Raw genomic sequence first — 23,371 nt, forward strand, 5'->3', positions numbered from 1 at the left:
TAAAAAAGTCCCCTGCATCGTTCATTTCAGGGGGGCTCTAATCACCAGGCGCTATCGCCAGATCGGCGAACAGACAGGATAATTTTTTCCAGGGAATTACGATATTGAAAATAAAATACTTCATAGCCGCAAGCCTGATGTTCGCTGCGCAGAACGCGCTGGCCGCAGGTTTTGACTGCACGTTAACCGGGTTAAATGAAACGGAAAAAACTATCTGTGCGGATACGTATCTTTCCGGGCTGGATAACGTGACCAACGGTTACTTTGTGAAAGCGATGGACAACAGCTACGGTGTGGGGACGCTGGCCAGAGATCAGCGCAAGTGGCTGGCAGAAAGAAACCGCTGTGGTACCGACGCGGAATGCATTAAGCAGCGTTACATTGAGCGCAATAAAATTCTGTCGCGCGCCGGGGTTTATCACAAGATCAGTGATGTCTTTACCCGTCCCGGCGATAAGCTGGATAAACCTGTCGCCCCCGGATTAAAGAGTGAAGCCGGTTTCACGCTGTCAGAGGAGCCGTGGCGCGTCCGTCCGTTAATCACCTCCAGTGATGTTGCCAATCTGACCGTGGGCACCAGCGGGCATTATCTCAGCACCCTGACGCACCGCATCGTGAATAATGACCTGATTGTCTTTGTGGTGCTGTATGTCGAAAAAGATCAGAAGAAGGGCGCGTTTCTTCTCAGGCTGAAAGACGGAGAGAAACCCCGGGTAGAGGCGGTGTACGAGGGATATAACCTTGAGCTGTCACTGCTGGATAAAAACGGCGCAGCCCAAGGCGATATTCTCTATTCTGTGGCGGAATACCGGGCGCCGGGCGTGGCGGTGAACAGCGAAAGTGACTTTGCGACGCCGCAGGCTTTTGCGCTGAAGGTGTCTGCGAAAGAGATCGGTAATATCATAGAGGTGACCCCGCCAGCCAGCGAACCCGCCAACAAGAAGTGGGTGGGCTATTGTGGCAGTAACGAGTGCAACAGCCGGCTGACTTCCCCGGACGGCCAGTGGCGTCTGGCCTCCGCCGATCGCAGCAATAGCGAGATTGACGAAGGGATGTACGTCTTCCCGCATGACCGGCCGGATGCCGGTATGAACGTGTTCCTGCCGCAGGCGGATACCGCCAAAGGGGCGGATTACAGTTATGACCGCAATTATGTCTGGGGACGGGGTTCGTCATTCTATTTTGACAATGAGGGTGGTTATGCCTGCATCTGGAAAACCGATCTTGCAGACAAAACCACCAAGCGCATTCTTCCGGTCGAGGCCTTCTTACAGCCACATTATGTAAACTATAATGGCGAAGATATGATTATCGCGTCTTACACTTATTACAATGAAAATGGCGACTATCGGAGCGAAGAAGTCTATCTCGCTAAAAAATAATGCTTCCTTTTATCCCCCTCTGGTTTTTAACATCAGAGGGGGATTTCTCCGCTTTTTAAATATTATTTGTCTTATGATGATCCGTGAACGGCCTCCCTCTGCAGGATTTCCATGTAATGTATACTGTCAGGCCAGATAACTGGCTATCTGAACAGGTAATAATTAAGTTATAAAAGTAAAATAGAATACAAAATTATAATAAAATACGGATCCATTTATATGGAGTGATCTTCGTCATGCCAGGAAGAAGAGGGGGGACATCTCCCAATGATGAACACCTTGAATTTATATGCCGGATGGCCTTTCTCAGTGGCCTTGTGGTCATCGTGGGATGGCTGGCGGTGTTCATTGCCCTGGAGGAGTGGGGAATTGTCATCTCGCTGCTGGTGCTGGGAGGTGCGGCAGTTTGTAGCTGGCGAATTGCGATGCGTGGCAACTTTTCCACCGGGCTGATGCTGGCGCAGGGGGTGCATATGGCGTATGCGGTCGGCTATTGTCTGCTGTGTGATGTGCCGGATGACGGTATTCCCAGAACCACGCATCTCTATCTTCTTACCATCGCGCTGGTGGGATACATTAACTATCAACGCAAACCCACGCGGGTGCAGATGGCGCTAATAGCTGCCAGCCTGTTGTCATTTATGGCCCTCAGCAGTGCTGACCTGATTTTCCCTTTCGCCAGCCCACTCCCGCACCCGTTGCGCTTCTTTATTTCGCTGGTGAATGCCATTTTGGCGACCGCTATTCTGTGTGGTGGCATCGTGGCGATGCATGCTGACTTCTCCCGTCGCAACGAAAAAATCAGGGCCATTCAGCATGCGCTGTACAATAACGAGTTTGTGTTGTTCTACCAGCCTTTGTTCAATTCATCCGGGCAGATCAACGGTGCAGAAGCGCTGCTGCGCTGGCAATGCCCTGGCAAGGGGATGGTCCCGCCGTCGGAATTTATTCCTGATGCACAACAGGCCGGGTTGATGCCCGCCGTGGGCGATTGGGTGATTGTCAGCGCCTTCCGGGAGCTGGCGCAGTGGCAGAATAACCCGGCGACCGCGCATCTGACCCTTTCCGTGAATATCACCGTTGATCATCTGATGAAGCCAGACTTCGTCCCCAATCTGATACGCCAGGCCGAAGTGACACAGGTGTCCCCTTCGCGCGTTAAGCTTGAGCTGACAGAAAGCGTTTTCGCCACGGATATTGAAACCGTGGTGGCGAAAATGCATGCGCTGGCCGCTGCCGGATTCCGCTTCTCCCTCGACGATTTCGGTACCGGATTTTCATCGCTCAGTTATCTGCGTCGCCTGCCGCTGGAGCAGATAAAAATCGACCGCAGCTTTATTTCCGGAGCAACGGAAGGACCAAAAGGAGCAGTGATCGCCATGAACATTGCGCGGATGGGGCTTGAGCTGAAGCTGGAAGTGCTGGCCGAAGGGATTGAAACGGCTGAACAGTGGTCGGTGATGCAGGCGTTCGGCTGCACGGCGTTTCAGGGCTTTTACTTTTCCCGTCCACTCAGCATGAGTGATTTTCGTGCATTTACTGCGAAACACGGTAGCGGAGTTACCGGCTGAATATTCTGCCGTCTTTGCCGATAACAAGATTGAGAATGGGCTCTCACTCAGTTGCCAGAGAGCCTGAAATTCCAATCTTTGCCTAAGGTGAAAACATGTTCAGAAAAAATAATATAAAACTCAGTGTGATGCTGAACCTGGCCTTTCTGGCGGTGATTGCTGGCGGAGTGATGGTGTCGGTCTTTGCGGGCATTAAACTTTCCGATGCCAACGATCAGCAGAAGTTAACCAGTGCGCGTCTGGATGACCTGCAGATACTGCGAACGGTTAAGGACAATACCAGCCTGCAATCCAAGCTGATGCTGCGGGCACTTGCCACGGAAAATGGCCCGATTGCGTCTGATACCCTGGTGAAAATTGAACAGGCTCAGGCCGATAATCAGGCGATCATTACCCATTTTCGCCAGTTGGTCGAGGGGGCGAAATCGCTGCCAGGCATTAACCTGAAAGAAGTGGAGGAAGCCTCCGGACTGCTGGCTGCAATTGAGAAAACGCAGCCGGAATTTGTCGCGGTTATGACCCGGCTTCTACAGCTTAAAAGTGCCAATGACATGCAGGGTGAACGCGCGCTGATTACCGGCCCTCTTCAGGCCACCCAGGATGCCTATCTGGCGGCGATTGATGACATGGTCAATTATCAGAGCCGGGTGACGAAAGGTACTGCCGTTCAGTCGCAGCAAAGCCTCTCCGGCGTATTTTTCACGCTGATCGTTCTGACGGTGGCTTCTGTCATGCTGGGGCTGTTGATGAGCTGGCTGATCACCCGCCACATCAAACGTCAACTGGGAGGAGAGCCTGCCCAGGCCCAGCGTCTGGCTTCGGCCATTGCCGATGGTGATCTGCATACCACGGTTGAACTGCGTGCCAGAGATACCACCAGTCTGCTGGCCTCGCTGGATGTGATGCAGACCCGTCTGCGTGGGCTGGTGACGCAGATTAAGGAAACCGCAGCATCGGTCTCACTGGCTTCGGATGAGATTGCCCAGGGCAATACCGAGCTGTCTTCGCGCACGGAACAACAGGCAGCGGCGTTGCAGCAGACGGCTGCCAGCATGGAGCAGCTCACGGCCACCATTAGAAATAACTCCCAGAACGCAACACAGACGGCAACGTCTGCACGTGGTGCAGCGGTACTGGCGCGGGAAGGTGAGGAACATGTCCAGGCAATGGGCAGCACCATGAAAGACATTGCGCACAGTTCTGGAAAAATTCGTGATATCACGGGCGTCATCGAGGGCATCGCCTTCCAGACTAACATTCTGGCGCTGAATGCGGCCGTTGAGGCTGCACGTGCGGGTGAGCAGGGGCGCGGGTTCGCCGTGGTTGCTGGTGAAGTTCGCATCCTTGCACAGCGAAGCGCAACGGCCGCGCGTGAAATCAAGTCTCTTATCGCTGAAGCCGTGGCAGAAGTCGAAAATGGTGTGACGGTGGCTGACAATACCGGGCGTAGTATTGTGGCGGTAGTGAGCATGGTAAGCGAACTGGCGGCCTCGATGGATGAAATCGCCCTGGCCTCCAGTGAACAAATGCAGGGTATTTCGCAAATCAGTACAGCGGTCAGTCAGATGGATAATGTCACGCAGAGCAATGCGGCGTTGGTGGAGGAGTCTTCAACCGCATCACATTCTCTGGCGGAACAGGTCCACAGTCTTCAGGCGATGACGGATACATTCCGCGTATGACCGTCCAGGGGGGAATGCCCCCTGGGTGTAACTGACTCTCTGGCGCTGTTTTTTCGTTAAAAAAGCGCGTTGATCGCGGAATAGGGCGTCGCCGTTGCCATCAGCGGCGCGGTCTCATTATCCGATAAGAAGCCACGCACTAACTGTTCGTTGTGCGCCCAAAGCGTTTGCGGCAACCACGATCCCACGCTGATGCGGCGCACACCGTATTCACTCAAATAATCTAACGATGGCAGACCGGGCCAGATACTCACGTTGAGCAGCAGGTTGCTGCTTTTGGCAATCGCCTGAATCTCCTGCGCTTCCACTAACCCCAGCACAAACAGCCCATCAGCCCCGGCGTGCCGGTAGTTCTGTGCTCTGAGGATCACTTCGCCCGCCCTATCCCCGGCCGGGACCAGATTGCGTGCGTAGACGTCCGTACGAACGTTGATATACAGCTCAACGCCTGCGCTTATGCTGGCGGCTCTGATGGCCTCAACCTTATGGCAGAGCCACTGTGGATCGGCGCTGCCGTCTTCGATATTGATGCCCACCACGCCCACATCAATCATCCGTCTTACCGTGTCGGCCACGGTGGCAGGATGTTCGTGATAACCCCCTTCGATATCGGCGCTGAGGGGGATGTTGATCACGCGGGCGATGGATGCGGCGCGGGCAACATACTCTGCGACCGGGAGCTGGTTGCCATCGCGATAGCCCAGCGACCAGGCAACGCCCGCGCTGGTGGTGGCAATCGCCTGTGCGCCGAGCATTTCGATCTGGCGTGCGCTCCCGGCATCCCAGGCATTGGGCAGACGCAGAGGGAGGGGCTGGTGGTGCAGGGCGTGGAACCGGGTGGCGGAAGAGGTGTTCATCAGATGTTCTCCAAAAAAAGAACGATTCTAATCATGCTTAATTTTCTTGATAATAGCTGCCAATATGATTCATTCGTTTATTGAGAGCAATAATGCCTGCGCCGCCTCTGCACTTAGTGCAAACCTTTATCGCTGTGGTTGAACACAACAGTTTTGCCCGTGCGGCGGAAGCACTGGCGATCACCCCTTCCTCCGTCAGTCGTTTTATCAAGATGCTGGAACACCATCTGGGCACCCAGTTGCTGAACCGCACCACGCGGGCGATGTCGCTGACCGACACCGGGCAGCGCTATTTTTCTGAATGCCAGCAGGCGTTAGGCCAGTTGCGCGATGCCGCCGATCGGGTGCGCGACGAACAGGTCAGGCCGCGGGGCAGGCTGGTGGTCAGCGCACCTGTTGCGTTTGGTCATACCCATGTGGTGCCACATCTGGCGGCGTTTCTTCAGGCCTGGCCTGAGGTGCAGCTGGATCTGCGTCTGTCTGATGGTTACGTCGATCTGGTGGCTGACGGGATAATGCTGGCGCTGCGTATTGGCCAGATGAAGGATTCTTCACTGGTTGCCCATAAAATGCTGGAGAACCGACGCATTCTGGTGGCATCGAAGGCCTACCTGGCGTTAAGAGGCACGCCCACAACGATTGATCAGCTTGGGCAGCACGCGTGTATTGTCTCTGCGGCCAGCCAGGATGGTCTGTGCTGGCGTCTGTTTTCTCAGGGTGAACAGCGCACGCTGGAACCCCGTGGGCGCGTTAACGTGGACAACGCAGATGCAGCCCGACGGCTGTGCATCGACGGCCTCGGCATTGCCTTTCACTCAGCGTTAACGATGGCGGCGGCGATCAATGCCGGGGATCTGGTGCAGGTGCTACCGCAGTGGACCGGGCGCGAAACCGGGTTGTACTGCGTGCGGCCCAACCGGCGCATTGGCCCGGCGGCACGTGCGTTTATTGAATTTTATTCAGCGCGCTGGTCGATCGAATAAAAACGCCATCCAGACGGATGGCGCTAAATTAAGGGAGCTCACTCAATGCCGTACTTCTTGTCAGTGACAAATTTCGGTTCTTTCCAGTTTGGGCCTTTKWCCRYWWRKMSKTTYWKNGTYYYSANNAGCWYKNCCTTCYTKRAYMAKKCGYTRKNASGTWRNCAGNAAGYTCYCYKNCTNNGGMTAYKWCGWMWNNNTACCGGWYATAMRTKMRNNCAAYYYATSKAKMWKWWKWTMRNCAGNTGYARRMYMCAGSARSRYWWMTWCMWCNCTNTWCAYTTTSATWWWTYACTATTTCGGTTAAAGACATAATTGTTACCTTATGAAAATATCATCGATATAGATTATCCCTTCAGATGTTGAGTTTTTTATTTTATTTCTCGGTATATCTATACGTAAAGGATATGAATAAGAACGCCATCCAGACGGATGGCGCTAAATTAAGGGAGCTCACTCAATGCCGTACTTCTTGTCAGTGACAAATTTCGGTTCTTTCCAGTTTGGGCCTTTTTCCATAAAGAGTTTTTTTGTTTCCATCAGCTTTCCTTCTTTGACCAGGCGCTGGCAGGTAAACAGAAGTTCCCTTTCTGCGGCTACTTCGAATTTGTACCGGACATACATTCGGTCAATCCATGGATAAGAAGTTCGCAGTGCAAAATACAGCAGCACATCTTCCACGCTTTCATTTTGATAAATCCCTTCAAGATCAAGCATTCGTCGCTCTCCTTTGCTTTGTAATATACTTTCCGCCCCGGTGCAGTACTGGACGTGTTTTCTTCCTGGTGTTGCCCCGTCTATTTGCGACAACACCTGAAAAATGCCCCCTGAGGGGCATTATAATACAGTCACGCAATACCGTATTTTTTGTCAGTGACAAATTTCGGCTCTTTCCAGTTCGGGCCCTTTTCCATAAGAGGCTTCCCTGTTTCGATCAGTTTTCCTTCTTTTACCAGTCGCTGGCAGGTGAACAGAAGTTCCCTTTCTGCCGCTACTTCAAATTTGTACTGAACATACATTAGATCAATGGTTTGGTAAGGGGTTCGCAGTGCGAAATACAGCAGAACATCTTCCACGCTTTCATTTTGATAAATCCCTTCAAGATCAAGCATTACCTGTTCTCCTCTTCTTTTCTGGATGCCTCTAACGCCTCTGGTGTATAGAGGGGATCGCTTTTTTCGTTGATTTTATAGTCTTCAAGTGTGGCCGTATGAGTGTTATTCCACACTTCTTTAGCATTATCAGGCACAGTATTATCTTTAACTCCAAGATTTCTGTACCGTTCCAGCTCCCGGATTTCATGCGTATAATAACGCTTATCGGTATCTGTCACCTGTAGCTCGCCTGTCAGAATTTTTTCCAGGCGTTCGATCATCACTTTATTGCTAGCTGATTCCCCAAAGCGCCCTGCGTGCAGTTTTACCTTGTCGACACCGGCACGGTCAATGGTTGCCTCTTTCCAGTCCAGGTTCTGAATGGGGCCACCCGCCTTGTCCTTATTGTAATCACGCCCGCTGTATTTACCTTTGGCATTGGTTTCGCCATACGGGCTGTTGTATATGATGTACTGCGGCTTCAGGCCTGATTCAGGGGGGAACACCAGAATGATATCGTGAATGCCTGGTGGTTCCGCCACCGGGGTGATCAGCACAGTGGGACCCTGTGGGACCGTCACCGGGCCACCGAAATGCGTGATCTGTTCAGGAACCGGGACCGGATCGGTCAGCGTTGCTGAACCCGCACCCGGCTGATTGACAGGGCTGACCAGAATGGTTGGGCCCTGTACATCAGCGACTTTGGGCAGGGTAACTCCCCAGTAGCCGGTGACGCTATCCTGAACCGCCCGTACCACCTGCACCTTTCCCGGTACTTTGCTGCGCACCAGCTGGGTTTCCAGCGTGCCGTCGTCGTGTACGATCAGACGTCCGCGCACTGCCATATCGATCGGGGTACCCGCGTCAGCCGCGCGGAGAAGTGCGCTTGCGTCCGGCAGGGACAGGGTATCGGTACTCAGCAGGGCACTGATGTCCCGGCCGGGAACCACATCGCTTCCCACACCCACTTTTTCAGAATACAACAACCCGGCAAGGGTCGCGGCCACCGGCCCGGCCAGACTGGCGGCGGCAATACCACGCAATTCTGTCAGTACCGCAGAAATGCGCGATAACAGGCTACCCGCTACGTCTTCACCTAGCGTAATGGCACCCGCTGAGGCGATGGCCCAACTGGCAGGTGCTGTGGATGCGGGCGTACCGATCTCAACGCCGCGTACGGCCTGTACACTGGCAGATCGAAGGCGGTTGGTTGCGGCTTCTCTCTGTGCTTTAGCCGCTGCCTCTGCTTTTGCGCGGGCTTCAGCTTCAACCTTCGCTTTAGCCGCTGCCTCTGTTTTTGCGCGGGCTTCAGCTTCAACCTTCGCTTTAGCCGCTGCCTCTGTTTTTGCGCGGGCTTCAGCTTCAGCCTTCGTTTTCGCCGCTGCCTCTGCTTTTGCACGGGCTTCAGCAGCCTGCTTCGCTGCCTTCTGCTTACGAGCCGCATTAATCAAGGCAAGCTCCGCCTTAGCCTGTTTTGTGGCTTTTACTGCATTACGTATCCGTTGCCCGGCCTGACCGCTGTTAGCCATCCGTGCATTATCGGCAATGATTTTATTCAGCGCGGCAATGCGCGCATCGGAGGTGTCACCTTTAAATGTCACAATCACCGCATTGAAAGGATTCAGTGTGTTAGCGCTATTGCCGTTACCACTATTGCCACCGCCGACAGCGGGATTTGCAGGCGCCGGGCCAAGGTTAACACCAAAGGCATCGCCACCGACAAGAGGGCTTATTCCTATGGCATTACCATCAGCATTAATAAAATAGCCGGTAAAATCCCCCGGATTCAGGCCCGCTTTCAGGGCCAGTGCATCACCGACCGATCGCGATATACCCGGTGTTGTGCCCGACCCCTTACCAGAAGTACTCCCTTTGCCTTTATCGTGATTGCCTGCATTTCCCTTGCTACCACCACCCGGACTCGGCTCATTTCCGCGCTCTGAACTCCATCCCGTGCCATCACCTTTGCCACCACCGTAGTTAAATCCTGGCATGATGTTCTCCTTTGCTCTTCCTGTCGTTAATGCTGTGCATATACACAGTAAAACAGAGGCTATGCCGGAATCATTCTTACGACCAGACTACCTTGTTGTGTCAGAGAGCAGCGTTACGATGCCAGCCCTTCAGCTAAACAGCTTTAAGGCGTCAATACGTGTCAGCGCCGTATTCAGCGCGGCATCATCGGCGGTCAGGCTGATGCGGATATAGCCTTCGCCGCCCTGACCAAACCCGCTGCCGGGGGCCACGATAATATGCGCCTCCTTCAGCAGCCGCTCGGCGAACGGCTGGGCACGCTCTCCGTCAGGTACAGGCAGCCAGAGGAAGAAGGTGCCCTGATTAGGCGGTACAGGCCAGTTCATGGCGGCCAGCTTTTGCAGCACCCACTCGCGGCGCTGGTGATAGACGTTGGCCAACTGCTGAATCTGCGATGCAGGCAGCGACAGCGCTGTGATGGCGGCATCCTGAATCGCGCCGAACACGGTGCTGTAACTGTGGGTGTGCAGTTTTTTAAACGCCCGGATAATCGAGGCATTTCCCACTGCAAAGCCAAAACGCCATCCTGCCATGCAGAACGTTTTCGACATCGTATAGGTTTCCACGCCCCATTCTTTCGCTCCCGGCTGTGCCAGCAGGCTGGCCGGGATGTCGGCGGCATGGCTGCCAATCGCCGCGTAGGCAAAGTCATGCAGCACCGGGGTGTGGTACTCGCGGGCAAAGGCGAGCGCCGCGTCGAACAGTGCCGGCGTGGCCATCGCGCCGGTCGGGTTGTGCGGATAGTTCAGGATCAGCAGCCCGCTCTGGCGTGCCACCTCTTCAGGGACGCGTGAGAAGTCGGGCAGGAAATTATCCTTCTCCTCCAGCGGGATGCCGTAAAACTGCGCCTGTGACTGCACTGCCGCTGAGCGGTACATCGGGTAGCAGGGATCGGTGGAAATGATCGTTTGCCCCGGGCTGACCACCGCACGCGGGATGCCGTTCACACCGATGTGCGACCCCTGAAACACGGCGATTTCGCTCTCCGGGTCCAGCTCAACGCCATAGTGGTTCAGGTAAAAATCTGCGATCGCCTGGCGCACCTGCGGCTTGCCCCAGAAGGAAGGATATTCATGGTTGGCGGGTGATGCCGCCGTGGTTTGCAGCGTAGCGATAATCGCAGGCGGTGTTGGCTGTCGCGGGCTGCCGCTCGACAGGTCAATCAGTGACAGTTCCGAGGTATCCACCTCTCGTGCCAGTTTTTCCAGCACGCTAAATAAGTTCTCTTCCAGGGCATTAACCAGAGGGGAGGCAGCGAAATCAGGCATTGTATTCTCGAATTAAACAGTGATGGCTCAATATGACATTAATGTTGATGTCGGCCTAAAAGATAAAAATCACTATCGATGTGCAATAAACAGATATGTGATGATTGATTATCCTTATCACAAAAAAGCAAAATTAAACGCCGCTGTTTTACTTACAACCGGAAGAGGGCTGTGATTTAATCAATTTTATTCGCACTCTTTTCAGGGAAAATATTTATGAAAAAGCCCGTTCTTCTCGGCGTTGTTGTTGCTTTGTTATCGACCTCTTCATTTTTTGCTAATGCTCAGGATAAATTAATTCGTGTCGGGTTTAATCCCGGACCTTATAAAGAGCAGTTCGAAAAAGGTGTTGCCCCTTATTTGATCAAAAAAGGGTATAAAGTCGAGTATAAAGATTTTAGCGATGGCATTCAGGTTAACGATGCCGTAGCACGCGGTAATATTGAAGCCAATATTATGCAGCATCCTGTTTACCTGCAATCGGTCAATGAACGCCTGGGCATTGATAACACCGGGATTGTTCAGGTGCCCACACCGCCGATGGGGCTTTATGCCGGTAAGATCAAACAGCTGGCAACCCCAAAACCGGGCACCACTATTTCCGTGCCCAATCAGGCGGCAAACGAGTATCGCGCAGCCCTGGTCCTGCAAAGTCTGGGCTGGATTAAGATCGCCGACAACAGCGATGCGGCCACTTTCTCTCAGCGTAACATTACGGAAAACCCGTATAAAATCGTGCTGAAAGAGATGGATAACGCACAGCAGGTGCGCGCACTTCCCGATGTCGATTACGGCCTGATTCAGGGGAACTTTGCGGTCTCCAACGGCATTAAACTCGACTCCGCGCTGAAACTCGAATCGGCCAGCAGTAAATTTATTAATGTGGTGACCGTCGCCGGTAAAAATAAACAGGCTGAGTTCGCTAAAGACATTATTGCCGGTTATCACTCTGCAGAATTCAAACAGTATATTCTCGGGCATGAGCAGTACAAAGGCTATCTGTTCCCTGACTATCTGAAGTGAATAATGCCATGATTGAGTTTCGCAAGGTCAGTAAAACTTTTTCCAGAAACGGTAATGATATTCTGGCGCTGGATAATATCAGCCTGAATATCGATAAAGGTGATGTGTTCGGGATTATTGGTTACAGCGGTGCCGGAAAAAGTACCCTGCTGCGTTTAATCAATCGTCTTGAATCACCCGGCAGCGGTGAGGTGGTGATTAACGGTGAGTCGTTACAGCACGTCAGTGGAAAACGCCTGAATACCGTAAAAAAAGATATCGGCATGATCTTTCAGAATTTCAATCTGCTGAATTCGAAAACGGTATTTCACAATATCGCCATCCCGTTAATTTTACAGGGACGCGACCGGGCGTTTATTCAGGCCCGGGTGACGGAGTTGCTGGCGTTCGTCAATCTCAGTGACAAAATCCACAGCTACCCTAACGAGCTGTCCGGTGGGCAAAAGCAGCGCGTGGGGATCGCTCGTGCGCTGGCCACTAACCCGTCGGTGCTGCTGTGTGATGAGGCCACCTCAGCGCTTGACCCGCATACCACGGTGCAGATCTTGCTGTTGTTGCAGGAGATCAACCGTCGCTACGGCATCACCATTGTGCTGATTACCCATGAAATGTCGGTGATCCAAAAAATCTGCAACAAGGTGGCGGTGATGGAAAACGGTCGGGTGGTCGAGCAGGGGGAGGTTTTCACCCTGTTTGCCGACCCCCAACATGCGGTGACCGCCAGCTTTGTCCAGTCGGTGATCCACGATCGCCTGCCGCAAAGCGTGGTCGATCTGTTGCAGCGTACCGGTAACGGACAAACGCTGCGGCTGGAGTTTGTTGGCGCTACCGCGCAACAGCCGATCATTAACCGCATTATCAAAGACTACGCCATCGAAGTGAATATCCTGTTCGCCAGTATGTCCGAGGTTCAGAGCACGATCCTCGGCTTTATGATCGTGCAGATCCTGGGCGAGGCAGAGCAGACCGACAGCGCCGTGCGTTACCTCCGCGAAGCAGGAGTGAAAATCACCCATGTTTGACTTTATCGATACCGCCGTGACCGGCGATCAGTTCCTGCTGGCGCTGCATGACACCCTGGTGATGATCGCCGTGTCGCTGGGTTTTGGTTCATTGCTGGGGGTCCCGCTGGGGATTGTGCTGGTGGTGTGCCGTCCTGGCGGCATCCTGCCGAACCGTTTTGTCCATCAGGTGCTGAACCCGGTGATCAACGTCCTGCGTTCGCTGCCGTTTATTATTTTGCTGATCACCATTCTGCCCTTCACCCGGTTGCTGGTGGGCACCACCATTGGGACGGCGGGCGCGATTGTGCCGCTGATTGTATTTATCGCCCCGTATATTTCGCGGCTGGTGGAAAGCTCCCTGCTGGAAGTTGATGAAGGCATTCTTGAAGCGGCCGATGCGATGGGCGCGACGGTCGGTCAGACCATCTGGCACTTTATGCTGCCGGAGGCCGCGTCTTCACTGATCCTCGCCCTGACCACGGCAACCATCGGGCTGCTGGGGGCGACCGCCATGGCGGGCACCGTCGGTGGCGGCGGGATTGGTGACCTGGCGATCACTTACGGTTACCAGCGGTTTGACGCCTTTGCCACGCTGGTGACAGCGCTGGTGCTGATCGTCATCGTCCAGCTAATTCAGACACTCGGCACCCGTCTGTCGCGCCGCATCCGACGCGAATAACGGCCCTCTTTTTAACGTTTTAAGGAGTTATAACATGCCAGTTGTAGAGAGCTTCACCCTCGACCACACCCTTGTCAAAGCGCCGTATGTGCGCCAGGCGGGTTATGAACGCCATGCGCTGGGCAGCGTGGTGCAGAAATTCGACCTGCGCTTCCTGCAACCGAATGCTGACGCCATTCCCACGGCGGCCTTGCATACGCTGGAGCACCTGCTGGCCTTTGGCCTGCGCGAAGAGCTGGAAGGCGTTATCGATATCTCGCCGATGGGATGCCGCACCGGGTTCTATCTGATCCTGTGGGATGAGCATCAGCCTGCGGAGATCGCCGCGGCATTAACACGTGTGCTGGAACGTGTGGTGACGGCAACGGATGTGCCTGCCGTGACGGCGCTGGCCTGTGGCAACTACCGTGACCATTCGCTGTTCTCCGCTCAGGAGTATGCGAAGCAGGTCCTTGCAGCAGGCATCAGCGACGACGCCTTCAGGAGGTAATCTGCGATGCTGATGCTCGATTTCAGTGGGCAGACCGCCGTGGTCACCGGCGGTTTGCAGGGGATCGGCAAAGCGATTGCCGATCTGTTATTCGAGGGAGGGGCGAATGTGGTGATTGGCGACATCGCTGCCCCCTCGCGCCAGCAGCAAGAGCGTCAGCTGATCGTGCCGGTGGACGTGGCATCACGCCCGGCGGCACAGGCGCTGATTGATGACGCTGTCGCCACCTTTGGCGGCGTCGATATTCTGGTGAACAGCTGCGGCGTCTCGGCAATGAGCCCGGTGGATGCGATGAACGATGATGACTGGCAGCGTATTCTCGATGTGAATGTCAAAGGCCTCAGTTATTTGTCCGAAGCCGCCATTCGCGTGATGAAGGTGCGACAGGCCGGGCGCATTATCAATATCGCTTCCCAGGCAGGAAAAAACGGCTACCGGCTGATGGGGCAATATGTTGCTTCCAAACATGCGGTGCTGGGCCTGACGAAGGTGATGGCGATTGAGCTGGCGCGTGACAATATCCTGGTGAATGCGGTGTGCCCCGGCATTGTGGAAACCGAAATGAAGTGGCGTGAACGGCGCGAAGGGGCAGAACTGCGCGGCCTGACGCCGGAAGCGATCTACGCGGAAGACTGCTCCCAGGTACTGCTGGGGCGCACGGCACAGCCTCTTGATGTCGCCAACGTGGTGGCTTTTCTCGCCAGCCCTCTCTCCTCTTATATGACCGGCCAGGCGATTAACGTCACGGGCGGCATGACGATGCACTGATGAGCACACAACCCGATAAACCCGACAACCACGACCTGGCGGTAATGCACTGGGGAACCTATCGCGTTGCCGTCACCGACGGTCAGCTCACCGGGATCAGCCCGGTGGAGTGGGATCGCAATCCGTCGAAAATCGGCCAATCCCTTCCGGGCGCCGTGCAGGGATCGTCACGCGTCCAGCGTCCGGCGGTACGGCTGGGTTATTTAAACAACCGCGCGGCCTCCCGTAACGGGCGCGGGCGCGAACCCTTTGTGGAGGTGAGCTGGGACGTAGCGCTGGCGCTGGTGGCAGATGAACTGCAACGGGTAAAAACGGAGCGCGGTAATGAGGCGATCTATGCCGGATCTTATGGCTGGTCGAGTGCCGGACGTTTTCACCATGCGCAGAGCCAGTTGCACCGTTTCCTCAATGGCTTCGGTGGCTACGCGGGCAGCACCAATACCTACAGCATTGCTGCAGGGGAGCGCATTTTGCCGCATATCCTCGGCGATCTGGATGATCTCCAGCGCCAGCACACCCACTGGCCGGTGCTGGCAGAGCACTGTGAGCTGTTTGTGGCGATCGGCGGCCTGCCGCTACGCAATGCGCAGGTTAACGGCGGTGGCGCGAACGATCACGCCCTGCAACACTGGCTGGACACCTTGCGCAGTAACGGCACGCGCTTTATCAATATCAGCCCGGTGAAAAACGATCTGTCGGCGGTTGATGATGCGCGCTGGCTGGCGATTAAACCCGGCAGCGACACGGCGCTGCTGCTGGCGGTGTGCCAGGTACTGGTGGACGAAGGTTTATATGACAGCGACTTTGTTGCCAGCCACACGGTGGGATTTGAACCGTACCGTGCTTATCTGCTGGGAGAGCATGACGGCGTGGTGAAAACCCCGGCGTGGGCCGCGCCGCTCACCGGCTTAAGCGCTGACAGCATTCGCGAACTGGCGCGCGAGATGGCGCACCATAAAACCATGATCAATGTTGCCTGGTCGGTGCAGCGTGCACGCCAGGGCGAGCAGGCATTCTGGGCGGTGGTGGCGACCACGGCGCTGCTGGGGCAGATCGGCACCCCCGGCGGCGGGCTGGGGTTTGGCTATGCCTCAACGAATCTTGCCGGATCGGACCGCCATCGCTTTTCCGGGCCACGCCTGCCTGCGGGCGTGAATGCGGTGACCACCCGCATCCCGGTCGCACGCATCGCCGATATGCTGCTGCATCCCGGCGAATCTTATCAATTTGATGGTAAAACGCAGACCTGGCCTGATATCCGCCTGGTGTACTGGGCGGGCGGCAACGTGTTTCATCATCACCAGGATCTGAATAAGCTGACCCGCGCCTGGCGTCGCCCGGAAACGATTATCGTCCATGAGCAGTACTGGACGGCGCAGGCCAAATTTGCCGATATCGTGCTGCCTGCCACCACCTCGCTGGAGCGGGAAGATATTGGCAGCGCCAGCAATGACGGCTTTATGATTGCCATGCGCCAGCACCTTGCGCCAGTCGGACAGGCTCGCGATGACTACGCGATTTTCAGCGATCTGGCTAACCGGCTCGGTTTTGGCGACGACTTTACCCAGCAGCGTGATACGCGCGGCTGGCTGGAAGCGATGTACAACGAGGCCCGGCCGCGTGCGCAGGAAGAGGGCATTGAGCTGCCGCTGTTCGACGCGTTCTGGCAGCGCGGCAAGCTGGAGTATCCGCGCCCGGAAACGCCGCAGATCCTGCTGGAGGCGTTTCGTGCCGATCCGCAGCGTGCACCGCTCAGCACGCCTTCCGGCAAAATTGAACTGTTCTCGTCCACTGTCGCCGGGTTCGGCTATGCGGAGTGCCCGGGGCATCCGTTCTGGCTGGCGCCGGAGGCTGACGACCCGCGCTGGCCGCTGCATCTGCTTTCCAGCCAGCCACGCACGCGGCTGCACAGCCAGTACGATCACGGCAAAATCAGCCAGCAGACAAAGATTGCCGGGCGCGAACCGCTGTGGCTGCACCCGCAGGATGCCGCGCAGCGCGGCCTGTCGGAGGGCGATATCATCAACGTGTTTAACGCACGCGGCTCACTGCTCGCCGGGGTGCATCTCAGTGACGGCATAAGGCCGGGTGTGGTGCAGATGTCGACGGGTGCCTGGTATGACCCGATCAATACCCGCGATGTGCAGCCGCTGGATAAACACGGTAACCCGAACGTATTAACCGACGATCGGGGCAGTTCGCGGCTAGGCCAGGGGTGTACGGCGCAGAGCTGTCGTGTGGAGATTGTCCGCTTCGATGCGCCGCTGCCGCCGATCACCGCCTGGGACCCGCCGGAGTTTATCCCCGACCCCGAAGCCTCACCTGCGCGATAAATCTTATTTGATCCGGAGTTTATGATGCTAACGATTACCGCGCCCACGGCGTATCTGCAACAGCCCGGCCTGCGCAAACAGGCGGGCGAACACATCAAACCTTATGCCCGCGAGCTACGTATTCTGACGTCGCCACGCGCCTGGCAGGCGGTGAACCCTGAGTTGTCTCACAGCCTGGAGAGCGCGGATATACGCTGGCAGCTGGAGTACCTTGACGGTGAATGTACTGACGAGGCCATCGAGCGGTTGCGGGAAAACGTGGTTACCCAGGGCGCGCAGGGCATTTTAGCCCTGGGCGGTGGCAGGGTAATGGACTGTGCCAAAGCGGCGGCAGACACACTGGATGACGTGGTGCTGATTAACTTTGCCACCCTCGCGGCGACCTGTGCGGCATGGTCGCCGTTCGCCATCGTCTACAACGCCCAGGGCGGCCATCATCACGGCCTGCTGGTCACCAAAAAACCTGCATTAGTGCTGGTGGACAGTGAAGTGATTGCTCACACCGATGTGCGCTATCTGAAGGCGGGCATTGTCGATGCGCTGGCAAAATGGTTTGAACTGGAACCGTATCAGCGCCAGAACCCGGGGCGTCTGGGGCTGGATTTGAAGGTGTCGGTGGCCCGCCAGGCGCTGGAGGTGTATGCGCAGTGGGGCAGTGAAGCGGTGATCGCCAATCAAAACCAGCAGGTGACCCCGGCGCTGGAGAAGGTGATTGAGGCCAATATCGTACTGGCCGGGCTTGCCAACAGCGTGCATGACGACCTGCCCACGCCGGGCGTGGCGCATGAGATCCACAACCGCCTGACCCACGAACCGGAGCTGCACGATCTGCTACACGGTGAGAAAGTGGGGTACTGCCTGCTGATCCAGTCACTGCTTGAGCGCGGGCAGCAGCCCGATGACAATCTGCTGAGCTTATTACAGCAGTACGACAGCCCGCTGACGCTGAGCGCGCTGACGGGCGATGTTGCTGCGCGTTTCCGCCAGATTGCCCATGAGATTCATTTCCCCGCCGTCAGCCTCACCCATCTGCCGTTCACGATTACGCAGGAGAAACTGGAGCAGGCATTGGTGGCGACGATAGAATGATGTGATCAATGCGCGAGTGGCATCCTCAGAACCTGCGGGAATATTTGATGAGGAAGCGTTAAGAGCAATCAGGAAGTGGAAATTTACCCCGCATAAACCCTGGCAGGGATTAACGAAGGACTTTACCTTTAGCATTAATATGAAATCGTCGGTTGAATAGCGCGTTATCTTTCATCCCGGCCTGAGGGCCGGGATTATCATTTCTTAGTCAAGAAGATGTCGGCGTTTTATCTCCTGAGCGATCAATTCAGGCACCTCTTTCACTTGTGAAATTGCCCGGTTGTTAACGATGATCTGGCTGGCATTGTCGTAACCAGGTGCCCATAAATCATTGTTGTCGACAACATTTTTATATACGGCAATAAGATTTTTTTTCCATGCGGCTGAGATATGCACGATAGCCGTATCCGGGGAGATAATAAGATCACACTCATGAATTAATGCCATAACGTGATGCAGCGTGTTGAAGGGATTAATGACGACATTATCGGGGAGAGGAATATCGATCTCTTTCCTGTGGTCGAGGAGGATAATGTTGAGATTATCATATTTTTCATTAAGGCCTGCTATTATCTCTGCCAGCTGTTCTTGTGAAAAATTCCGCTCTTTACTTCCGGTAAAAACATTAATGATGACTTTTTTGTTATTAAATGCACTGAGGAAGCTTCTGACATCATCGAAAAAAGCATCAGGGAAATGCAGACTATAAGCGTCATGAGTGATTGGTTTTTTTATCAGAAACTCAGAAATAAGTGAAGCTGCCTGAGTGACATGCTCTTTGTCTCGTTCAAAGAAATTAAGTGATTTACTGTAATGATTGAAACGCTTTTTCTTGTTGAATGCCAGCACTGACTTAGGATTTATTTCACGCAATAGCCGCATTCTGTGAACGGGAGTATCAAACAATGATGGATCAATGACCAGGTCATACTGGTTATTTTTCAATTTTTCAATGGTTATTTCCGAAACAGTATGGTTGAAGCTTTTCAGATAAACCTCTGTGCTGGCATCATCTGCTTCATAAATATTTCTGATAAATGGATTATACTTCACCACAACACTGCTGGACTTCGTCAGTAATATATCAACTTTATAACCTGCCGTATGCAAATTTTTAATAAGAGGAGAGTAAACAACGGTGTCGCCGATGGTCCCTTCATTACGTATAAGTAAGATCGTTTTTATGGAATCTACGTTTAATGTGTTTTTTTTATACTTATCCCATATGATCTTTGCAACGAGTAATTTGGCATCTAATCTTACTTTTTTCATAAAGTAATTTTTGCGTCGATTAAGTTCTCTTAGTTTTTTAAAATGCCCACTAGATACTGAAATGGCAAGTTGTTCGGTCATGGCGAATATCCTTATAAAGTAGATGTGAAAAGTGTAATGTTGTCATGTTTTATTTCAACTTTAATTAATTACAAATGCAATTAATTCAGTGAGTAATTTTTACTTTTTGAATGAATCAGTTTCAGAGGAAATGGTTTGGCAGGTTGGTCACATGTTGTGTGCCATAGTTTATCACTGCTGCGCAGGAAAATCACCGGGCAATTGGCTGTCAGTCTGTTTCATCCCCAATGATTCGAATGGTGGTATCTAAAATTCATCTCAGCTTGTTTAGTGATTTGACTGCATGAGAATGACGTGGCCTGAAAGGCTAATGATTATCGATAGAAGAATAACGGCCGATGTAACCGGCCGTCCATTTTTACCGCCCTGGAAAATTACAGCGCATTAATTTGCCGTAAGATCTCCTGCTTGATCGCCTTCCCTTTAGCTTCATCCTTCACCGGTTCGGGTTGCTGCTGCAAAGCGGCATCCAGCTTCTCACCCAGCGTGGGAGCACCCTGAATCCACGCGTTTGTCTCCTCATCACCGATGATGTTTGCCACAATCGCGGCGGCTTTTTCATAGGTTTGCACGTCGATCCACGGTGTCTCCAGAGAGAATGCCGGGGTCGATGAGGTGACGATCAGCGGAACCTCGGTACGGATATCGCGCGACGAGCTGCCAATGCGAAGCGTGAAGCGGCCTGGCTCAAGCACCCAGTCATTTTTGTCCTCATCAAAATAGGAGAAGGAGCGCTTATCAAGTTTCAGCGTGACCTGCTGCTCTGCGCCTGCTGCCAGGCTGACTTTTTCAAACGCTTTCAGCTCCTGAACCGGCCTGTCGAGGCGCGAAGCTTCATCGTGCACGTAAAGCTGAACCACCTCTTTGGTGTCTCTCTGCGACAGGTTGCGCAGCGGGAGGCTGATCGCAATGCTGCCCTGCTGATCAATATTGAATACCGGCTTATCCGGGCTGGCCTTGCCATACTGTACGCCGGAGTAGGAGAGGCCATAGCCAAACGGATACATCGGCGCGACTTGCCGGATGTCAAAAGCACGGTAGCCAACATAAATCCCTTCACCGTAGATCACCGTTTTTGCGCTGCCCGGATAATTGCCAAAACCCGGTGAGTCTTCCAAACGTTTAGGGAAGGTGAGCGGCAGCTTACCGGAAGGGTTCACTTTTCCGCTCAGGATATCCGCTACCGCATTACCCGCCTGTTCACCGGGTTGCCAGGTAAGCAGAATCGCGTCTGCGTGATGCTCCCACGAGGCCATCTCGACAGGGGCACCAATATTCAGCAGCACCACCACCTTTTTATTCTGCTGATGGAACGCCGCAGACACCCTGGCAATCATCGCCACCTCATCCGCATGCATCGCCATGGAATAGCGATCCGCCCCCTCGGTAGAACTGCGCCCGATTGAAATCAGGGCAATATCACTCTGCTGCGCCGCGCTGGTGATAGCGGCATCGCTGGCCTGCTCATCCAGCGTTTGTCCCCCGGCGGCATCGATCAGCGTTAACCCGGCGTTTTTCAGCCCCTGCGGTAACGTCACCAGCCGTTTAGGATCGATATTGACCTCCGCGCTTCCCCCGCCAACCACGAAGAAATTACTGATGTTATGGCCGAACGTTGCCACACGCAGCGAAGTAGTGAGCGGCAGCGTTTCTGCATCGTTTTTCAGCAACACCATGGCATCGGCCGCCGACTGACGCGCCAGTAACGCATGATCGGCAGGCATAGGATCGCGGGTGGGTTCGCCACCTTTAAAGCGGTGGGTTTTGATCACCACACTCAGGATATTGCGGACGTTTTCGTTGATCTGATCCTGCGTGATCTCGCCGGATTTGATGGCCGCGAGGATCACGTCTTTCGGGTCGGTATTGCGGCGCAGGAACGGCGTGTCCTTTTTCGACAGCCCGCCCGGCATATTAAGATCGTTGCCATTCTGCAATGCCCTGACTGGATCGCTGACACCGTACCAGTCCGACATCACCAGGCCGTTAAACTTCCACTGGTCGCGCAGCACGTCTTTCAGCAGCCAGGCGTTTTGTGAGGCGGGGGTGCCGTTAATCGACGGATAAGAACTCATCACCGCCCAGGGCCGGGCTTTTTCCATGGCGTATTCGAAACCGGGGAAATAGATTTCCCGCAGCGCACGCGGAGAAATAATTTCGTTCACCGTCTGTCGGCGTGTTTCCTGATTATTCGCAGCAAAATGTTTCACCACTGCGCCCACGCCCTGCGCCTGCATCCCGTTGATATAGCTCACCGTGATCATGGCATTCAGCCACGGATCTTCGGAGAAGTATTCAAAGTTGCGGCCGTTCAGCGGGTTGCGCTGAATATTAATCGCCGGGCCGAGCATTAAGTCGACGCCATACTGTTTCGCTTCATTGCCTATCGCGCCGCCGACCTGCTGGATCAGCGCCGGGTCCCACGTGGCTGCCATGGCGATGGACACCGGGAACGCGCTGGCGAAACGCTTCTCACCGCCGGTGGGGCCTGCCCCGAGCCTGACGCCAACCGGGCCATCGGCAAAGACAATTTGCGGGATGCCCAGCCGGGGGATGGCGAAGGTTGAACCCGCCGCGCCCGCCACTTTTTCGGCATTGTTCATGCCGGTGCCCGTCACCAGAGCAGCTTTCTCTTCCGGCGTCATGGCGGCAATGACCGCAGATATCGACTCAGCATCTTTTAACTGTGGAGCGGCCCAGGCGGGTGTAGACAGGAGGATAACGGCAGCCGACAGTCCGGCCTTATGTGATTTCATACTCATCCCTTAGCATTTTTACGGAGGCTAAAAAATGAGATTACCAAAAATGTTGATATATTTTAGTGACGTAGGTTGCAGGTTGTTAGCATGCCTTTGGATGAGTAAATTTTGATGCAGCCTGTTTATGTTTACAAAAAAGACGCTATTTGGTGTTATTTTTGTAGAGTTAACCGTGCAAGATTGAAATCGCTAATATTACTGCCTATACCCGCACCGTCAGACAACTGGTCCGTAACTATTCTATTTTACCCGATGGATACAGTGACATATTAATTAACGTTGAAACGTTAGATGAAGTGATGGCGGATAAACTTGTCGCTTTCCCTGCATCAACGAAGTATATCCGCTATCGTGATATGTGGGATCTTGTATGGCTTAAACAACAGGGGGCGAGTGTGAATTCCGCTCTGGTAAGTAAAAAGTTGTTGGATTATCACATTGAGGATTTTTGTGAAAAAATCCAGGCGCGAGTTGATTCCTTGCCGAATATTATCTCTGGCGGTGATTTTCATCAGGAAATGAAACGATTTATTCCCGCTCCAGTTTATGAAACCTCGCTAGCCAGAGAAGGGTTCTCACTATTTTTACAGGCTACGTTAACGGAGCTATTGGTGCAGTTGAAAAGTGAGCTTTATGAGGGGAACGATAATCCAGATCTATTCATTCTGTAAGATATATTCAAGTTATCCTTACCTGAAATCTACCCAACCCCCCAAACGCAAAAAAACCGCCACAGGCGGGTTCTTCTAAATAGTGGTGCCCGGACTCGGACAAAAACGCCGGGAGCGTTTTTGCATGGTGCTTTAGCGCCAGCCCCGTAGGGGCGAGTCTCATGGATGAGACGAGTCATCGAACGGAGTTCGATGGAGAGTCCGTAATCCAGAAAGCAAAAAACCCGCCATAGGCGGGTTCTTCTAAATAGTGGTGCCCGGACTCGGAATCGAACCAAGGACACGGGGATTTTCAATCCCCTGCTCTACCGACTGAGCTATCCGGGCAACGGGG

Annotated in this window: 20 protein-coding genes and 1 tRNA gene; 13 read left to right on the forward strand and 8 right to left on the reverse strand. The window is 54.1% G+C overall.

What is annotated here, in order from left to right:
- Positions 1 to 104 precede the first annotated feature (104 nt).
- From FVB43_RS24625 to FVB43_RS11055, 3 genes are all read left to right on the forward strand, one after another.
- Positions 105 to 1,382, forward strand: coding sequence for a lysozyme inhibitor LprI family protein (locus FVB43_RS24625; RefSeq protein ID WP_242462143.1), 1,278 nt, complete (start codon positions 105 to 107; stop codon positions 1,380 to 1,382).
- A gap of 296 nt (positions 1,383 to 1,678) precedes the next feature.
- On the forward strand, positions 1,679 to 2,953 hold the full coding sequence (locus tag FVB43_RS11050; protein WP_167864018.1) for a putative bifunctional diguanylate cyclase/phosphodiesterase: 1,275 nt from the start codon (positions 1,679 to 1,681) through the stop codon (positions 2,951 to 2,953).
- Positions 2,954 to 3,048: 95 nt separating this feature from the next.
- Entirely contained in the window at positions 3,049 to 4,635 is a 1,587-nt protein-coding gene (locus FVB43_RS11055; protein WP_159338617.1) for a methyl-accepting chemotaxis protein, read from the forward strand.
- 56 nt (positions 4,636 to 4,691) lie between these two features.
- Here the strand turns inward: FVB43_RS11055 and FVB43_RS11060 are convergent, their stop codons facing one another.
- A complete protein-coding gene (locus FVB43_RS11060; protein WP_167864019.1) occupies positions 4,692 to 5,492 on the reverse strand; it encodes an isocitrate lyase/PEP mutase family protein in 801 nt (266 codons plus the stop codon).
- A 92-nt stretch (positions 5,493 to 5,584) separates the two neighbouring features.
- Between FVB43_RS11060 and FVB43_RS11065 the strand changes: the two genes are divergently transcribed.
- Positions 5,585 to 6,475 carry a LysR family transcriptional regulator gene (locus tag FVB43_RS11065; protein WP_167864020.1) on the forward strand — a complete coding sequence of 297 codons (891 nt, stop codon included), beginning with the start codon at positions 5,585 to 5,587 and terminating at the stop codon, positions 6,473 to 6,475.
- A gap of 450 nt (positions 6,476 to 6,925) precedes the next feature.
- On the opposite strand, the gene FVB43_RS11070 is transcribed toward FVB43_RS11065, so the two are convergent.
- From FVB43_RS11070 to FVB43_RS11085, 4 genes are all read right to left on the reverse strand, one after another.
- Positions 6,926 to 7,189: an immunity protein gene (locus tag FVB43_RS11070; RefSeq protein ID WP_133843546.1), complete on the reverse strand. Its 264-nt coding sequence runs from the start codon at positions 7,187 to 7,189 to the stop codon at positions 6,926 to 6,928.
- Positions 7,190 to 7,320: 131 nt separating this feature from the next.
- Positions 7,321 to 7,584: an immunity protein gene (locus FVB43_RS11075; protein WP_167864021.1), complete on the reverse strand. Its 264-nt coding sequence runs from the start codon at positions 7,582 to 7,584 to the stop codon at positions 7,321 to 7,323.
- The gene (locus FVB43_RS24745) at positions 7,584 to 9,560 is read right to left on the reverse strand and encodes an S-type pyocin domain-containing protein (protein WP_277950372.1); all 1,977 of its coding nucleotides are present in this window, start codon (positions 9,558 to 9,560) and stop codon (positions 7,584 to 7,586) included. Before FVB43_RS24745 ends, FVB43_RS11075 begins: the two co-directional genes overlap by 1 nt.
- A 129-nt stretch (positions 9,561 to 9,689) precedes the next feature.
- Entirely contained in the window at positions 9,690 to 10,868 is a 1,179-nt protein-coding gene (locus FVB43_RS11085; protein WP_133843542.1) for an aminotransferase class I/II-fold pyridoxal phosphate-dependent enzyme, read from the reverse strand.
- Positions 10,869 to 11,084: 216 nt separating this feature from the next.
- Here FVB43_RS11085 and FVB43_RS11090 point away from each other — a divergent pair, with 216 nt between their 5' ends.
- From FVB43_RS11090 to FVB43_RS24885, 8 genes are read left to right on the forward strand one after another with little or no spacing between them, the layout of a single operon-like run.
- Positions 11,085 to 11,891: a MetQ/NlpA family ABC transporter substrate-binding protein gene (locus FVB43_RS11090; protein ID WP_133843540.1), complete on the forward strand. Its 807-nt coding sequence runs from the start codon at positions 11,085 to 11,087 to the stop codon at positions 11,889 to 11,891.
- A gap of 8 nt (positions 11,892 to 11,899) precedes the next feature.
- Positions 11,900 to 12,913, forward strand: a complete 1,014-nt coding sequence (locus tag FVB43_RS11095; RefSeq protein WP_167864022.1) for a methionine ABC transporter ATP-binding protein — start codon at positions 11,900 to 11,902, stop codon at positions 12,911 to 12,913.
- Positions 12,906 to 13,574: a methionine ABC transporter permease gene (locus FVB43_RS11100; protein WP_133843536.1), complete on the forward strand. Its 669-nt coding sequence runs from the start codon at positions 12,906 to 12,908 to the stop codon at positions 13,572 to 13,574. Before FVB43_RS11095 ends, FVB43_RS11100 begins: the two co-directional genes overlap by 8 nt.
- Before the next feature lie 34 nt (positions 13,575 to 13,608).
- Positions 13,609 to 14,064 (forward strand): S-ribosylhomocysteine lyase, encoded by a 456-nt coding sequence (locus tag FVB43_RS11105; RefSeq protein ID WP_133843534.1) that lies wholly within the window; start codon positions 13,609 to 13,611, stop codon positions 14,062 to 14,064.
- Positions 14,065 to 14,070: 6 nt separating this feature from the next.
- Positions 14,071 to 14,832, forward strand: coding sequence for an SDR family NAD(P)-dependent oxidoreductase (locus FVB43_RS11110; protein WP_133843532.1), 762 nt, complete (start codon positions 14,071 to 14,073; stop codon positions 14,830 to 14,832).
- The gene (locus tag FVB43_RS11115; RefSeq protein WP_242462144.1) at positions 14,832 to 17,165 is read left to right on the forward strand and encodes a molybdopterin-dependent oxidoreductase; all 2,334 of its coding nucleotides are present in this window, start codon (positions 14,832 to 14,834) and stop codon (positions 17,163 to 17,165) included. Before FVB43_RS11110 ends, FVB43_RS11115 begins: the two co-directional genes overlap by 1 nt.
- A gap of 24 nt (positions 17,166 to 17,189) precedes the next feature.
- On the forward strand, positions 17,190 to 18,254 hold the full coding sequence (locus FVB43_RS11120) for an iron-containing alcohol dehydrogenase family protein (RefSeq protein ID WP_167864151.1): 1,065 nt from the start codon (positions 17,190 to 17,192) through the stop codon (positions 18,252 to 18,254).
- 1 nt (position 18,255) lies between these two features.
- The gene (locus tag FVB43_RS24885) at positions 18,256 to 18,414 is read left to right on the forward strand and encodes a TonB family protein (protein WP_133843530.1); all 159 of its coding nucleotides are present in this window, start codon (positions 18,256 to 18,258) and stop codon (positions 18,412 to 18,414) included.
- A 44-nt stretch (positions 18,415 to 18,458) separates the two neighbouring features.
- Here the strand turns inward: FVB43_RS24885 and FVB43_RS11130 are convergent, their stop codons facing one another.
- Together FVB43_RS11130 and FVB43_RS11135 are read right to left on the reverse strand one after the other, a co-directional pair.
- Entirely contained in the window at positions 18,459 to 19,607 is a 1,149-nt protein-coding gene (locus tag FVB43_RS11130; protein ID WP_167864023.1) for a glycosyltransferase family 9 protein, read from the reverse strand.
- A gap of 374 nt (positions 19,608 to 19,981) precedes the next feature.
- A complete protein-coding gene (locus FVB43_RS11135) occupies positions 19,982 to 22,363 on the reverse strand; it encodes a beta-glucosidase family protein (RefSeq protein WP_167864024.1) in 2,382 nt (793 codons plus the stop codon).
- Positions 22,364 to 22,551: 188 nt separating this feature from the next.
- On the opposite strand from FVB43_RS11135, the gene FVB43_RS11140 reads away from it, so the two are divergent.
- Positions 22,552 to 23,037, forward strand: a complete 486-nt coding sequence (locus FVB43_RS11140; protein ID WP_259151115.1) for a nucleotidyl transferase AbiEii/AbiGii toxin family protein — start codon at positions 22,552 to 22,554, stop codon at positions 23,035 to 23,037.
- A 251-nt stretch (positions 23,038 to 23,288) separates the two neighbouring features.
- Here the strand turns inward: FVB43_RS11140 and FVB43_RS11145 are convergent.
- Positions 23,289 to 23,364: transfer RNA gene (locus tag FVB43_RS11145), tRNA-Phe, on the reverse strand.
- Between the last annotated feature and the right edge of the window lie 7 nt (positions 23,365 to 23,371).

Source organism: Erwinia rhapontici, assembly GCF_012271765.1.
In the GTDB taxonomy this organism is placed as follows: domain Bacteria; phylum Pseudomonadota; class Gammaproteobacteria; order Enterobacterales; family Enterobacteriaceae; genus Erwinia; species Erwinia rhapontici.

Coding starts and splice junctions, on each gene's coding strand:
- FVB43_RS11070 (WP_133843546.1), bottom strand. CDS start 7,189: ATGCTTGATCTTGAAGGGATTTATCAAAATGAAAGCGTGGAAGATGTG.
- FVB43_RS11055 (WP_159338617.1), top strand. CDS start 3,049: ATGTTCAGAAAAAATAATATAAAACTCAGTGTGATGCTGAACCTGGCC.
- FVB43_RS11060 (WP_167864019.1), bottom strand. CDS start 5,492: ATGAACACCTCTTCCGCCACCCGGTTCCACGCCCTGCACCACCAGCCC.
- FVB43_RS11105 (WP_133843534.1), top strand. CDS start 13,609: ATGCCAGTTGTAGAGAGCTTCACCCTCGACCACACCCTTGTCAAAGCG.
- FVB43_RS11120 (WP_167864151.1), top strand. CDS start 17,190: ATGCTAACGATTACCGCGCCCACGGCGTATCTGCAACAGCCCGGCCTG.
- FVB43_RS11130 (WP_167864023.1), bottom strand. CDS start 19,607: ATGACCGAACAACTTGCCATTTCAGTATCTAGTGGGCATTTTAAAAAA.
- FVB43_RS11065 (WP_167864020.1), top strand. CDS start 5,585: ATGCCTGCGCCGCCTCTGCACTTAGTGCAAACCTTTATCGCTGTGGTT.
- FVB43_RS11115 (WP_242462144.1), top strand. CDS start 14,832: ATGAGCACACAACCCGATAAACCCGACAACCACGACCTGGCGGTAATG.
- FVB43_RS11100 (WP_133843536.1), top strand. CDS start 12,906: ATGTTTGACTTTATCGATACCGCCGTGACCGGCGATCAGTTCCTGCTG.
- FVB43_RS11085 (WP_133843542.1), bottom strand. CDS start 10,868: ATGCCTGATTTCGCTGCCTCCCCTCTGGTTAATGCCCTGGAAGAGAAC.
- FVB43_RS11095 (WP_167864022.1), top strand. CDS start 11,900: ATGATTGAGTTTCGCAAGGTCAGTAAAACTTTTTCCAGAAACGGTAAT.
- FVB43_RS11110 (WP_133843532.1), top strand. CDS start 14,071: ATGCTGATGCTCGATTTCAGTGGGCAGACCGCCGTGGTCACCGGCGGT.
- FVB43_RS11135 (WP_167864024.1), bottom strand. CDS start 22,363: ATGAAATCACATAAGGCCGGACTGTCGGCTGCCGTTATCCTCCTGTCT.
- FVB43_RS11090 (WP_133843540.1), top strand. CDS start 11,085: ATGAAAAAGCCCGTTCTTCTCGGCGTTGTTGTTGCTTTGTTATCGACC.
- FVB43_RS24745 (WP_277950372.1), bottom strand. CDS start 9,560: ATGCCAGGATTTAACTACGGTGGTGGCAAAGGTGATGGCACGGGATGG.
- FVB43_RS11050 (WP_167864018.1), top strand. CDS start 1,679: ATGGCCTTTCTCAGTGGCCTTGTGGTCATCGTGGGATGGCTGGCGGTG.
- FVB43_RS11075 (WP_167864021.1), bottom strand. CDS start 7,584: ATGCTTGATCTTGAAGGGATTTATCAAAATGAAAGCGTGGAAGATGTT.